Genomic DNA, 13,890 nt, shown 5'->3' on the forward strand with positions numbered 1-13,890 from the left:
CAATCCTCTGTCTCACAGGGTGCAAATCGGACCCCAACACGCCCGAGTACTGGGAAGGGACGCTGCAGCAAACGCGGCGCGCTGAAGATCGGGTACGCCTCATCGAGGCGATGCGTTCGAAGACGAAGGTCACTGAAACCTTCCTGCCCATGCTGCACGAAGCGCTGTCGCAGGAGCGCAAGCCGGAGGTGAAGGCGGCGCTGGCCCGGGCGATTGGCGACGTGCATCACGCCTCGTCGGTGGAGCCGCTGTCGGCGGCCATCGACCCGGCGGCGGGAGACATGTCCGCGCAATTGGCCAACAAGGCGATGGTGACGGCGCTGGGTGCCATCGGTGACGTGCGCGCGGTGCCCGCGCTGGTGCCGCTGCTGCGCGCGAAGGACACCTATGCGCGCATCGAAGCCATCCAGGTGCTGGGGACGATGAAGGCGAAGGAGGCGGTGGAGCCGCTCATCGTCCTGGCCACGGACGAGGGCGTGGAGCCCTTCCTCAACAAGAAGGCCATCGAGGCGCTGGGCCACATCGGCGACGGCCGCGCGGCGCCCGCGCTCATCCGGATGCTGACGAAGGAGCGCAAGGGCAAGTCCTTCTACGTGGAGAGCAGCTTCGCGCTGTACCAACTGGGCCAGCCCGCGGCGGACGCGCTGCTGCCTGCGCTGGAGGGGCGTGACTCGGAGCTGCTCGCCTGGGCGAAGACGAACGGCGTCAACCCGGCCAGCTATCCCATGAAGGCGGCGACGGTGCTGGGCGACTTGCGCGAGAAGCGCGCGGTGGAGCCGCTGCTCAAGCTGCTGACGTTCTCGCACTCGGACGTGCAGATTCAGTCGCTGGTGCGGATGCAGGCGGCGGATGCGCTGGGCCGGCTGCGGGCGCCGGAGGCGGTGAAGCCGCTGTCCACGCTGGTGCTGGAGACGGACCCGACGGTGCGTGACGCGTACGTGCGCGCGCTGGTGCGCCTGGGCGGACGCGACGCGCTGCCCGCGCTGGAGAAGGCCGCGGGCACCGGCGACTGGTACTCGCGTGAAATCGCGGTGAAGGGCCTGGCCATGCTCGGCGATGCGCGCGAACTGCCGCTGCTCCAGAAGATCGCCGCGGCGGAGCCGGCGCGCACCGCGGCCGACTGCAAGGCGACGGGCGAGGAAGGCTGCGACGACGCGGCGGCGCTGGGCAAGAAGCGCGCGGACATCGTGACGGGGCACGCGGCGCTGCTGGAGGCGGGGCAGGCCTGTTCGGGCAACGCGGGCTGCTGGGTGCAGCGCATGGACAAGGCGAGCAAGCCGATGCTGGAGCGGGCCGCGCTGGAAGTGGGCCGCACGGGCTCGGGCGAGCACGTGCCCGCGCTCGCCGCGAAGCTGGGAGAGCGCGACACGGAGGTGCGGCTGGCCTTCATCCTCGCGACGGGGTGGCTGCTGGACGGCTCGAAGGACGCGGCGAAGAAGGTGCGTGACACCACGCTGCCGGACCTGCGCAAGCAGCTCCAGGAGGAGCAAGGCGTCACGCAGCTCGCCAGCGTCAACGAGGACCTCCGTCGCCTGCTGATGCGCATCGAGCGCACCTGAGAGGTCATGAGCAGGGCCATCGAGCGGCGCTCTCCGCGATGAGGCGTCGCTCGACGGAGCACACTCGACGCCACACATCACCAGGCGGCGCTCTCCGCGATGAGGCGTCGCTCGACGGAGCCCACTCGACGCCACGCATCACCAAGCGGCGCTCCCCGCAACAGGCGCCGCGCTACGGAGACAACTGGGGCGCCGCGCGCACCGTGGCGTGGTGGAGCACGGTGAGCTGGCGCACCAGTCGGTCCATCTGGGTGCGAGACAGCACATCCGTGCTCTCGTGCGTCGACGCGGTCCGAGGCAACGGGGACGGCGCGCGGCGGTGCTCCACCGCGAGCGCCAGGTCCTCCAACACGCTCCCCGCGTAGCTCGCCACGGGGGACAAGTCCTGCTTCTCGTGCCACTGACGGCTCGCGGCCAGCGCCGTCACGGCGGCGCCGAAGCGGCGCGCATACGCGAGCAGGGCCATCGCTGGCTCCAGTTGCCTCGATGAGCCCTGGTACTCGGTGAGCAGCCGCTGGAACGACGCCTCGGCGGACAGCAACTGCAAGCCCAGCTTGCGCCGTGCCTCGCGCACCTCCGGCTCCGCGTCCGAGCGCGCGGAGGCCACGCTCAACAGATACTCGCGGTCGGCGCGCAGCGCGTTCGCCACCTGCTCCGGGAAGCGAACATGCTCCGGACTGGGCCACAACAGCCGCGCGCCCACGAGCGCGATGGCACCGCCAATCATCGTGTTGGCGATGCGCACCCCCGCCAGCTCCCAGTCGCCCGTCTGGATTTCAGCCAGCAGCACCAGCGCGGGGGCGAGCAACACCTGGAAGAAGGAGAGACTCATCGGCTTCACCGCGATGGCCACGGCGAAGAACACCATGATGGCCCCCAGCAGCACGGCCGGGTCCCTGACCAATGCGACGAGCCCCGCCGCCAGCGCACCACCCAACAACGTCCCCGCCGCGCGCTGCAACCCTCTCTGGAACGTCATCCCCGAATAGGGCTGGAGCACGACGATGACGGTGATGATGACCCAATAGCCATGGTCCAACCCCAGCCCCCGCACGAGCGCGGTGGCGAGCGCGGCTGTGACGCCCAGCCTCAGCGCATGGCGGAAGATGACGGAGTCCGTGCCCAGATTGTCCCGCAGCGGCTCCAGCAAGGGACGGCCCTTCAGCGAGGCGGGATGAGGCCCCATGGGCAGGTCCGACTCGACGGGGCGACCGTCCTCCAGGTGGTTGGCCACCTCCAGCAGGGCCTCGGTGTACTCCCGCAACCGGACCAGCAACGCCTCCGCATGCGAGTACGCCGCGCGAGCCGAGTCGGGCAGACCGCCCTCGGCCACCTGCGCCGCCAGGGCGCGCCGCACGCGCTCGGCATTCCACGTCGAGGGCTCCGACTCCCCCTTCTCCTGCTCCAGGGCGCGAGCGATGTGCCGCAAGTCCCGCGAGTGCTCCGAGAGCGCGCGCTGCACCTCCGCGCGCAGGGCGTGGTAGCGCGACTCGCGAGGCGCCACCTCCAGCGTCTCTGGCAGCGCCACCAGCAACGTGAGCACCGCGTCCGCGCCTTCCAGCAGCACCAGCAGGTGTTCACCCCGGTCGCTCTCCCCTGCTCGCTCGCGACGGGTGGACGCCAGCACGCCTCGGGCCTCCTCCAGCGACTGGCGCACGCGCGACTCCCAGTCGACGACCTCCACCAGATTGGGGGGCGCGGTGGGGCCCTCGAGCGGCCACTTTCCGACCGCCTCCGCGCGGTCCGCCAGGTCGCGATAACAGCGGGCGATGGCGAAGCGCGCGGGGCGATAGGGCCGCAGCGGCCACAGCACCAGCGCCAGCATCATCGCCCACAAGCCCCCCAGGATGAACAATCCGGAGCGGGACAGAGCGGCGGCGAAGTCATGCGCCGGCAGCGCCAGCGACACCACCGTGTAGTTGGCGAGCACCACGCCCATCAACCCGGGGGTGTCTCCATACGAGCGCGCGAAGCCGCAAGCCGTCACCCAGGCGAAGGTGAACAACACGGCGGCCCATGACGGCAGTGGCCAGGCGGAGACGAGTCCCATCACCGCGCCCAACAGCGTCATGGCCCCCATGGTGACCGCCCTGTCGCGATAGGGGCCACCCCGGTCCACGAGCGTGACGAAGAGGCCCGCCATGCCCACCCAGGTCGCGGCGGGCAGGTGCTGCGTCGCGGCGACCACCATGGGCACGCCGACGGCGAGCGCGGCGCGAAGGCCCGCTCCCAACGCGGGACGCGCGGGCTCCAGTCGGACGAACGACTCGACGTGACGCCTGAGCGAGTTCATGGAGCGAAGAAGGTCCCCGTCGTCACACGGCTCCGTCCTGTTCGCCCGTCCACTCCAGAACTCCGGGGCCCGCCGCGGCGCGGAAGCAGTCGGAGAACCAGGCCGTGGCCATGCGCCCAGCGGAGGCGAGCGGGACTGGCTCGGGAAAACCTCGCGAGGCGCCGTCGAGCAACTGGAGCGCCTTGCGTGTCTTCGGAGGGAGCCTGTCGAACACACCCCGGACCAGCGACACCCGGTCCGCGTCGTCGCCCGCACCGATGAGCAACGTGGGCACCCGCACGTCCGCGAGGAGCGCACCGGCCTTGTCGGGTCGGCCGCCCAACGTCACCACGGCCTGCACGCCTCCGGGCTGATGCGCGGCGGCCACGAACACGGCGGCCGACCCCAGACCCGTGCCGAGGTAGCCCACCGGAAGCAACGAGAGGCTCTCGTCACGCTGGAGCCAGTCGCGAGCCACCTCCAACCGGTGCGCGATGAGCTCCACGTGAGAGCCCTGTCGCAGCGTCCAGTCCTCGGCCAGCTCCTCGTCCGCGGTGCGCAACTCCAGCCACAGCGTCGCGAGCCCCGCCGCATGCAGGACACCCTGGAGACCACTGCCGCCGCCGTTCGCGTCGGCTCGCGGCGAGTCCGCATCTCCCGCGAGGATGACGAGCCCGCTCGCTCGCTCGGGAACGATGAGCCGCCCCGAGAGCAGACGTCCGCCCACGCCCACCTCCACGTCACGCTGGTGTACGCGCATCGACACGCCTCCCGCGAAAAGCAGGCCACCGCATGGGCCCGGGTCCGCCCGGTAAAGCTGGGACCCGTCCGCGCTTCTGGCAGCACCCTCTCTCGAAGAAACAGGGCAGCCCGGCGGGCGGGCGCTCGACGTGTCCCAGGCCCCGACAAGGTGAACGGCCGTTCCCCGAGGTCTCGCGACAACCATTCCCGAGCGGCTCGGATGGCATCGAAAAGACAAACATCCCTGACCGCCTGTATCCGGCCGGAAATGAGCCCCCGGTCAACCGGGTAGCCCTCCCGCGCGGAACCCTCCGCGCATGGGAGGAAACATGCGTCGAATCATGATGAGCGCGGCACTGATGGTGGGACTGGGCGGAGGCTTCAGCGTGGGAGCAAACCCGTTGCCGACTGAATCCGCGGGACCGACCCTCCCGGGCATCTGCAGCAGGAGCTTGTGCCAGCACCAATGCAGCCTGTCGGGAGCCACCGGCACCTGCTTCAACGGGATGTGCATCTGCACCATCGACCTGTAGCGGGCCGGGCCCTCCGCACCGTTGAACACGGAGTCCGCAGCCAGGGCGTCGCCACCTCGCGCCCTGGTGCTGTCCCTACCCTGCTTCGCGCTCCGGCCCGTAGTCCTCCGCGTCGTCCGGGAAGGGCGCGGGCGCCTCGTCCTGGAACGAGCTGGGCAGCAGGCTGAACGGCAACAACTTGGCCAGCGCGGCCAGGAGCAGGAAGCCTCCGGGCGCCGCGAAGATGGCGAGCGCGGGAATCGCCTTGGCCACGTCGATGAGCTGCGCGCGCATGCGGTGCCGCTCGTCCTCCGTGAGCTTCTGTCGCCGCGCCAGCTTCGCCACCAGCACCGCCAGGTCGCCCGTCTCGCGGACCTCCTGCATCAGCCGGTAGAAGTTCTTCTCCAGCGTCTCCTGCATGCCGGCGACCATGTCGTCGCCCATGGCGCTCGCCGCGTCCCTCACGGTGAACACATCGACGATGGAGCGGTGGCGCGCATAGAACTCCGCCATCTCCAGCTCCAGCCGCCGCAGCTCCTCTTTCGGCACGTGCAGCGCGTCCGCCAGTTCGTCGATGAAGGCCCGCTCGCGCCGCGTGCGCCGGCCATCCACCAGCGCCGCCAACAGCGTCTGCTCCAGCAGGAAGTGCCGCATGTCCACGCTGCGCACCTGGCGCACCACGTCCCGCACGGAGCGCCGTCGCTCGAAGGACTGCTTCACCGCCGCCTTCAGCTCGGAGGCCATCGCCGCCGGCAGCTTCAAATCCTCCACCTGCTTGAGAATGGCCCGCCGCGCGGGTGTGCCCGGCTGCCGGTCCACACACGCCAGCCCCGTCAGCACGTCCACCAGCAGCGCCTTCTGCTTCGCCGCGAAGTCGGAGCGCCGCCGCACCTGCTCCTTCAACAACCGCCCGCTCGCGAAGTAGTCGATGGCCTGCCGGCAGAACAGCTGCGCGTCCGCGTACTGCGCGCCGTTGTGCAGCACCAGCCCGTACACCGGGTCTCCGGCCAACGTGGGCTCGCGCTTGCGCAGCGCCACCTCCACCTTCGCCACCTGCCGCTTCGTCACCGGCTTGCCCACCGCGAGCTGCCCGGCCAGCGTCGACGCCAGCTCCAGCTCACCGGACAGCACCGCGAAGAGGACCAGCAGCTGCTCGCCCCGAGGTCCGGCCGGCGCACCCACGTGCCGCGCCAGCTCCAGCGCCAGCGTCGCCAGCGTCCGCACCACCGCGTGGAAGAGCTGATCCTCCAGCGCCCGCGCATGCAGCTCCGTGTCCGGACCCGCCTCCAGGGACTCGGGAGGGTCCGCCGGCGTGCCGTACAAGAGCCCACTGGCGCGAAGGGTGCGCCGCAGGTACGCCCGGGCACGGGCGCGTCCCGAGCCCAGATGCAAGGCGGTCTCCTCCGAAGCGGGCGTGCCCATGTGAGCGGCGACCGCTTCATTGAGGAGCGGAGTGAGCCACCCCGCCTTGCTGAAATCCAACACCGGAACACCCCCGGACCCGCCTCGTGACGGTCCGGCGGATGTAACCCACCCGCCCCCGGGATTCCACCCACCCTTCGGGGGATTGACCGCCCGGAGTCAGCGGCCTCAGAACCGGGACTTCTACGGTCCCGGAAGAGTGCCGCCCCGGACGAAAAGCCCGGCCTACAGCGCCGTGGACTTCCCGGGCTCCAGGTCCATCACCTTCGCCGCGCCGCGCAGCTTCTTCAGCTCACCCTTGAGCGCGTCCGGGTTGCCCTGGAGCAGCGGGAAGGTGCCGTAGTGCATGGGGACAATCGTCTGCGCCTTCAACAGCCGCGCCGCCTGCGCCGCCTCCGCGGGGCCCATGGTGAAGTGCCCGCCGATGGGCAGCATCGCCACGGTGGGCTTGAACTGGGTGGCGATGAGCTCCATGCCCGCGAAAGGACCGGTGTCACCCGCGTGGTACAGGGTGGGACCCTTCTCGATTTGAATCACGTACCCGAGCGGCGCGCCCGCGTAGTGCGACGGGCCCTTGGGGTCCGACTGGTAGCTGCTGGAGTGCACCGCCTGCACCAGGTGGATGGTGGCGTCCTTCACCTGGAACGTCCCGCCCGCGTTGGCGCCCACCGACTGCGCTTCAGGCAGGCCCAACAGATTCACCAGCTCGAACGAGCCGAACACCTTCGCGCCCGTCTTCTGCGCCAGCGCCTTCGTCTCGCCCACGTGGTCGAAGTGGCCGTGGCTGACGAGGATGGCGTCGAGCGCCTCCGGCTGCGCGGTGTCCTTGGGCGCCTTGGGGTTGGTGAGCCACGGGTCGATGGCAATCACCGCTCCGCCCGGGGTGCGGATGACGAACGCCGCGTGGCCCCACCACGTCACCTCCGTCTTGCCCTTCGCCACGGCCGGAGCCTTCACGGCCTCCGCCTTCTTCGGCGCCGCCGCGCCCTGGGCCGGGGTGCCCTGCGCCGGAGCGCCCTGTGCATGGGCCACCCCCGCGAACGTCACCAGCGCTCCCACCGCGACTGCCACGAGCTCGTTCCGCATGGTTGTCCTCTCTCGGGTCGAAAAATCACGACGTGACGCCGGGGTGCCCTCACGGCACGCCCCGGCCGAGCCGCCGCTTGGCACTGTCCGGGCGGCCATTCAAGGGCCTGGGTGAATCGCCTGCCCCTGGGGCGACAGATGCCTCGACGGCCGGGTCGCCGCAATCTCGAAAACCGCAGGAGGTTCCTTCCCCGCCCGGGCCGTCCCCTGGGCTAACGTCGGGACAGCCGTGGACCACCGATTCCAAGTCAGCCTCCGCGGGGTCATCGACCTCCTGTCCCACCACCTCTACAGCTCCCCGGGCGTCTACCTCCGAGAGCTGCTCCAGAACGCCACCGACGCCATCCGCGCCCGGCAGCACCTGGAACCGGAACACCAAGGCACCGTCCGCCTCGAGCTGGTGGAGAAACAGGATGGCGGGCCTCCCACCCTCGTCTTCAGCGACGACGGCGTCGGACTGACGGAAGAAGAAATCCACCGCTTCCTGGCCACCATCGGCGAGTCCTCCAAGCGCGAGGCCCTGGAAGACCGGCGCAAGGACTTCATCGGCCAGTTCGGCATCGGCCTCCTGTCGTGCTTCATGGTCTGCGACGAGCTGCTGCTGGTGACTCGCTCGGCGCGCGGGGATGGACGCACGCTGGAGTGGCGCGGCCGGCACGACGGCACGTACGCCGTGCGGGTATCCGAGCACCCGCTGGAGCGGCCGGGCACCCAGGTGTTCCTCGTCGCTCGCGCGGACATGGTGGAGTGGTTCGCCCCGGAGCGGCTGCGCCAGCTTGGCCGGCACTACGGCGGCCTGCTGCCCTTCCCCATCCAGCTCACCGTGGGCGCGGAGCAGGAGCGGCTGGACCTGGATGGCGCGCCCTGGCGCCGCGACTACGAGAGCGCGAGCGAGCGACGCAAGGCGATGCTGGAGTACGGGCGCGAGGTCTTCGAGACGGACTTCATCGATTGCATCCCGCTGCGCTCGCAGGCGGGAGACGTGGATGGGGTGGCCTTCGTGCTCCCGGCCTCTCCGCACTTCAACTCCAAGCAGAAGCACCGCGTGTACCTGAAGCACATGCTCTTGTCGGAGAGCGCGGAGAACCTGCTGCCGGAGTGGGCGTTCTTCGTGAAGTGCGTGGTGAACGCCAACGCGCTGCGCCCCACCGCCAGCCGCGAGTCCTTCTACGAGGACGGCGCGCTCGCCCAGGCGCGCGAGGCGCTGGGCCACGGGCTGCGCAAGTACCTGGTGGACCTGGCGCACGAGGACCCGCGCGCGCTGCAGCGGCTGATTGGTCTGCACGGGCTGAGCATCAAGGCCCTGGCGCTCGACGACGACGACTTCTACCGGCTGGTGATTGGCTGGCTGCCCTTCGAGACGTCGCTGGGGGTGACGACGCTGGCGGAGTACCGGCGCGCGTACCCGGTGGTGCGCTTCACGGCGACGTTGGACGGATTCCGTCAGGTGGCGCGCGTGGCGGGGGCGCAGGGGCTGTGCATCATCAACGCGGCGTACACGCACGACGCGGCACTCCTGGAGAAGCTGCCGCACGTGGTGGAGGGCGCGCAGGTGGAGCCCTTCTCAGCGGCGGACCTGCCGCAGAGCTTCGAGGAGCTGACGATGGACGAGCGCGACGCGGTCTTCCCGCTGTTGCGCACGGCCGAGCAGGTGCTGGCCCCGTTCCACTGCGGCGTGGTGGTGAAGAAGTTCTTCCCGGCGGAGGTGCCCACGCTCTACAGCGCGGACGAGGAGGGCTCCTTCCGACGTGACGCCGAGCGCGCGCGGGACGAGTCCGACGACCTCTACGCGAGCGTGCTGGAGGGGGTCATGGCGGCGGCGGGCGGCGAGCCGGCGCAGCTGTGCTTCAACCTGCACAACCCGGTGGTGCGGCGGCTTTCGGCGGTGACGGACCGGAACATGATGAAGCTGTCGGTGGAGATGCTCTACGTGCAGGCGTTGCTGCTGGGTCAGCACCCGTTGAACGCGCAGGAGATGACGCTGCTCAACCAGGGGTTGCTGGGGCTCATCTCCGCGCAGCTCGGCACGGGAGGCTCGGGCGGCGGAGAGGGTGACGGGGGCGTGGGCTCGGGAGGGCTGCACTGATGGCCGGCGACTGGCGCGAGGAGGCCCAGGCGCTGTGGGACCGGGCGGGCAAGCAGAAGTCGAGCGAGAGCAAGGTGAAGCTGCTGGAAGAGGCGGTGCGGATGGCCGACTCCCACGGCGACGTGGACATGGGCTATCAGCTCCGCGACGACCTCATCGACGCGGCGACCTTCGGCGGCTACCCGGACAAGGCGCTGGTGGCCTTCGCGTGGTGCCGGGGCCAGCAGAAGAAGGACCCGGAGCGCTTCGAGCCGGAGGGCCTGCTCTGGAAGCAGAAGTGGGTGGTGGGGCGCATCAAGGAGTTCCCCCACATCTCGCGCAAGCAGATTACCGACGCGCTGGACGACATCGAGCAGTGCTTCACCAAGGTGGATGCCGGCAAGCGCTCGGTGCTGAAGCTGCGCTACCAGACGGCGCGGGACATGGGCGACGACGCGGCGGAGGTGGACCGGTTGTGGGCCTCCTGGCTCGCGACGCCCAGGGACCACCTGACGGACTGCCGCGCGTGCGAGCTGGATGACGAACTGGACCACCACGTCGAGAAGGGCGAGTGGGAGCAGGCGCTGCGCAAGGCGAAGCCCATCCTGGAGGGGCGGGTGAAGTGCGCGGAGATTCCGCACCTCACGCTGGGCACGCTCTTGTATCCGCTGTTCAAGCTGGGCGAGCTGGAGCGGGCGGCGGAGATGCATCGCCGGGGCTACAGCCTGACGTCGAAGAACCGCGACTTCCTGGCCACGGTGGGCGACCACATCGAGTTCCTCACGCTGACGGGGAACCTGGCGCGCGGGCTGGCGCTGCTGGAGAAACACCTGGAGTGGACGCTGGACCACGGGAGCTTCAATGACCGCTTCATCTTCCTCGTGGCGGCGACGTTCCTCCTGGAGCGCGTGAAGGCGACGGGAGACCGGGACGTGGTGAGCCTGCGGCTGACCAAGGCATTCCCAGAGCATCGCGCCGACGGCGGGTACGAAGTGAAGGCGCTGCACGCGTGGATGCTCAAGCAGGCGAAGGACATCGCCACGCGCTTCGACACGCGCAACGGCACGGACCGCTACGCGCGGCGGCTCGCGCGAATCCAGCGGCTCGCGGAAGAAGTGCGCGAGCACCCGCTCGATTGACGCACGGCGTGACGCGGGCTGCCCTTAGGGGCCCGCGGACGCGCGCGCGGCCCGAACCGGAATTGACCGAAATCCTGACTTTGCCGCATTGCGTCTGTGAATAAGGCATCAGTCCTTGCGAGTCATTGCGGGCCTCGCACTTCCATCCCATGGACTTTCACATATCAATAGCGCGCGCCCATCCCAGGCGCCCCGACGGATGATTGCCATTCCGCCGGACCCTCGAAGTCAGACAGGACGCACCATGCATCTCGTAAGGCTTTCCCTCCTGACGGTGTTCGCAGTGGTCGCTACGGCTTGTGGTGGTATGGAGTTGGACGAGGGAGGCACGACGGAGCCCGTCACGCCGCCCGCCCAGGAGCAGATGTCGCCCGACACGACGTCGGAGGACGGCAACAACGTCAGCGCGTTCGCCGCCTGTAGTGGCTATGACGGCAACAACTACTGCTTCGCGGAATGCAACGACACCATCAACTACTGGTACGTGGTTGGACATGTCTCCACGGTCGGCTACGGCAACTGCGCCTCGGCGGCGTTCGCCTTCTGCAGGTCCATTGGCTACAACGGCCACAATGGCGCCTGCTGGGGTTACCCCTAGCCGTCAGCCATTGGCGCCGCACCCATAGACAGACGTCACGCCCCGCCAAGGTCCACCGGCGGGGCGTACTTCCAGGCGTCTCGACAGCCCCCACTCAGCGCTTGAGGTTCTTGAACGGGTTGTTGAACGGCTCCGGGCCCTTCTTGTCCTTGTCGCTCCCGCCCGAACCCGGCCGCTGACCTCCAGACTGCGAGCCCGCGCCCTGCCCGCCCGGACGCGCACCGGAAGCCCCCTTCCCTCCGCCACCCGAGCCCGAGGGCCGTTCTCCGCCCCGGTCCGTCATCCGCCCCGCGCCCGACGCGCCACCCACGGCGGGTCGGCCCGAAGGCTGCGGCGTGCCACCCTCCTGCGCCGCGCGCACCGACAGCGCCAGTCGCTTGCGCTGCAAATCCACGGTGAGCACACGCACCGTCAGCCGGTCCCCCACCTTCACCACCTCGGAGGGGTCCTTCACGAACTTCGTCGAAATCTGGGACACGTGGACAAGGCCATCTTGGTGCACGCCCACGTCCACGAAGGCGCCGAACGCGGTGACGTTCGTCACCACCCCCTGGAGCACCATGCCCTCCTTCACGTCCTCCAGCGTGCGCAGGTCGTCACGCATCACCGGCGCGGTGAAGTCGCCGCGAGGGTCCCTGCTCGGCTTCTCCAGCTCCGCGAGGATGTCCTTCAGCGTCAGCTCTCCCAGGTCCGGGCCCAGGTAGCGCTTGGGGTCGATTTTCCGCACCAGCGCCGCGTTCCCCACGAGCGAGCCCACCTCCACGCCCAGGTCCTTCGCCATGCGCTCCACCACCGAGTAACGCTCCGGATGCACCGCGCTCGAGTCCAGCGGCTCCGGCCCTCGCACGCGCAGGAAGCCCGCCGCCTGTTCGAACGTCTTCGGCCCCAGGCCGCTCACCTTCAGCAACTCCCGCCGCGTGGTGAAGCGCCCCTTCGAGGCCCGGTGCGCCACCAGCTTCTTCGCCAGCGACGGGCCCACGCCGGACACGTGCTCCAGCAACTGCGGTGAGGCGGTGTTCACATCCACGCCCACCGCGTTCACGCACGAGTCCACCACCTCGCCCAGCTTCTTCTTCAAGAGCCCCTGGTCCACGTCGTGCTGGTACTGCCCGACGCCGATGCTCTTCGGGTCTATCTTCACCAGCTCCGCGAGCGGGTCCTGCAAGCGCCGGCCAATGGACACCGCGCCCCGCAGGCTGACGTCCATTTCCGGGAACTCGTCACGGGCCACCTCGGATGCCGAGTAGATGGACGCGCCCTGCTCGCTCACCGACACCACCGGCACCTGCGAGCCCAGGGCCTTGAGCGTGTCGCGCACGAAGGTCTCCGCCTCGCGGCTGCCCGTCCCGTTGCCCACGGCGATGAGCTCCGGCTTGTGCTTCTGCACCACGGCCGACAGCAGCTTCGCCGCGCGCACCCGCTCGTCCGCGCCGCGCTCCGAGTAGAGCGTCACCGTCTCCGCCACGCTGCCCGTGTTGTCCAGCATGGCCAGTTTGATTCCCGTGCGCAGGCCCGGGTCCAACGCGAGCACCGCGCGCGCGCCCGCCGGAGCGGTGAGCAGCAGGTGCCGCAGGTTCTCCCCGAAGACGCCAATGGCGCCCTTGTCCGCGCGCTCCTTCAGCTCCGCGCGCAGCTCCGACTCCAGCGACGGCCCCAACAGTCGCTCCCAACTGTCATCCACCGCGGCGCGCAGCTCCGAGGCGAAGAGGGACTGTGGCTTCGTCACCACGCGCCCACCGAGCAGCGCCTTCACCTCGTCATCCGGCATGTTGAGCTTCACCTTCAACACGCCCTCCTCCTCACCGCGCAAGAGCGCCAGCACGCGGTGCGACGGGGCCTGGGACAGGGGCTCCTCGTGGCCGTAGTAGTTCTCGAACTTGGTGGGCTCGTTCTTCTTCGCGGGCACCACGTCCGAGCGCAGCGTGCCCCGCTTCGCGCACACCTCGCGCGTCGCGCGGCGCAGACCCGCGTCCTCGCTCACCCGCTCCGCGCAGATGTCGCGCGCGCCCGCGAGCGCCGCCGCCAGGTCCGGCACCTCTTTCTCCGCGTTGACGAAGGGGCGCACCTTCGCGTCCGCGTCCTCGCCCCGCTTCCCCTCCTGCTTCCACAGGAGGTCCGCCAGGGGCTCCAGCCCTTTCTCCCGAGCGATGGCCGCGCGCGTGCGGCGCTTGGGCTTGTACGGCAGGTACAGGTCCTCCAGCTCGGTGCGCGTCTTGGCCGCCTTAAGCGCCTTCGCCAGCTCCGGCGTCAACTTCCCCTGCTCCTCCACGGAGCGCAGAATCGTGTCGCGGCGCGAGTCCAGCTCGGTGCGCTCGGAGGCCTTGTCGAGGATGGTCTGGATTTGAACCTCGTCCAGCCCTCCCGTGACTTCCTTGCGATAGCGCGCGATGAAGGGAACGGTGGCTCCGTCGGCGTTCAGCGCCAGGGTGCGGTCCACCTGCTCGGGCCGGAGCCCCAGCTCCTGCGACAACTCAGCGGCGTAGGCGTGCATGACGC

Annotated in this window: 10 protein-coding genes; 5 read left to right on the forward strand and 5 right to left on the reverse strand. The window is 69.7% G+C overall.

What is annotated here, in order from left to right; genetic code table 11:
- Positions 1-110 precede the first annotated feature (110 nt).
- The gene (locus HUA76_RS31565; protein ID WP_305794253.1) at positions 111-1,559 is read left to right on the forward strand and encodes a HEAT repeat domain-containing protein; all 1,449 of its coding nucleotides are present in this window, start codon (positions 111-113) and stop codon (positions 1,557-1,559) included.
- Positions 1,560-1,731: 172 nt separating this feature from the next.
- Here HUA76_RS31565 and HUA76_RS31570 read toward each other — a convergent pair whose 3' ends face one another.
- Both HUA76_RS31570 and HUA76_RS31575 read right to left on the reverse strand, forming a co-directional pair.
- Positions 1,732-3,852 carry an FUSC family protein gene (locus tag HUA76_RS31570; protein ID WP_174454782.1) on the reverse strand — a complete coding sequence of 707 codons (2,121 nt, stop codon included), beginning with the start codon at positions 3,850-3,852 and terminating at the stop codon, positions 1,732-1,734.
- Positions 3,853-3,874: 22 nt separating this feature from the next.
- Complete coding sequence (locus HUA76_RS31575) at positions 3,875-4,591, reverse strand: alpha/beta hydrolase (RefSeq protein ID WP_174454781.1); 717 nt, start codon at positions 4,589-4,591, stop codon at positions 3,875-3,877.
- Positions 4,592-4,901: 310 nt separating this feature from the next.
- Between HUA76_RS31575 and HUA76_RS31580 the strand changes: the two genes are divergently transcribed.
- Positions 4,902-5,105, forward strand: a complete 204-nt coding sequence (locus HUA76_RS31580; RefSeq protein WP_141648459.1) for a hypothetical protein — start codon at positions 4,902-4,904, stop codon at positions 5,103-5,105.
- Positions 5,106-5,180: 75 nt separating this feature from the next.
- Here HUA76_RS31580 and HUA76_RS31585 read toward each other — a convergent pair whose 3' ends face one another.
- A complete protein-coding gene (locus HUA76_RS31585; RefSeq protein ID WP_254614606.1) occupies positions 5,181-6,506 on the reverse strand; it encodes a TerB family tellurite resistance protein in 1,326 nt (441 codons plus the stop codon).
- A 225-nt stretch (positions 6,507-6,731) separates the two neighbouring features.
- Positions 6,732-7,592 carry a metal-dependent hydrolase gene (locus tag HUA76_RS31590; protein ID WP_174462919.1) on the reverse strand — a complete coding sequence of 287 codons (861 nt, stop codon included), beginning with the start codon at positions 7,590-7,592 and terminating at the stop codon, positions 6,732-6,734.
- A 229-nt stretch (positions 7,593-7,821) separates the two neighbouring features.
- On the opposite strand from HUA76_RS31590, the gene HUA76_RS31595 reads away from it, so the two are divergent.
- The 3 genes from HUA76_RS31595 to HUA76_RS31605 all read left to right on the forward strand — a co-directional run bounded on the left by HUA76_RS31595 (position 7,822) and on the right by HUA76_RS31605 (position 11,394).
- Positions 7,822-9,678 carry an HSP90 family protein gene (locus HUA76_RS31595; protein ID WP_174454779.1) on the forward strand — a complete coding sequence of 619 codons (1,857 nt, stop codon included), beginning with the start codon at positions 7,822-7,824 and terminating at the stop codon, positions 9,676-9,678.
- Positions 9,678-10,796: a hypothetical protein gene (locus HUA76_RS31600; protein ID WP_174454778.1), complete on the forward strand. Its 1,119-nt coding sequence runs from the start codon at positions 9,678-9,680 to the stop codon at positions 10,794-10,796. Before HUA76_RS31595 ends, HUA76_RS31600 begins: the two co-directional genes overlap by 1 nt.
- A gap of 307 nt (positions 10,797-11,103) precedes the next feature.
- Positions 11,104-11,394, forward strand: a complete 291-nt coding sequence (locus tag HUA76_RS31605; protein WP_174462920.1) for a hypothetical protein — start codon at positions 11,104-11,106, stop codon at positions 11,392-11,394.
- Positions 11,395-11,488: 94 nt separating this feature from the next.
- On the opposite strand, the gene HUA76_RS31610 is transcribed toward HUA76_RS31605, so the two are convergent.
- A complete protein-coding gene (locus HUA76_RS31610) occupies positions 11,489-13,885 on the reverse strand; it encodes a Tex family protein (RefSeq protein ID WP_174462921.1) in 2,397 nt (798 codons plus the stop codon).
- Between the last annotated feature and the right edge of the window lie 5 nt (positions 13,886-13,890).

It is taken from the genome of Myxococcus sp. CA056 (assembly GCF_013336715.1).
Taxonomy (GTDB): domain Bacteria; phylum Myxococcota; class Myxococcia; order Myxococcales; family Myxococcaceae; genus Myxococcus; species Myxococcus llanfairpwllgwyngyllgogerychwyrndrobwllllantysiliogogogochensis.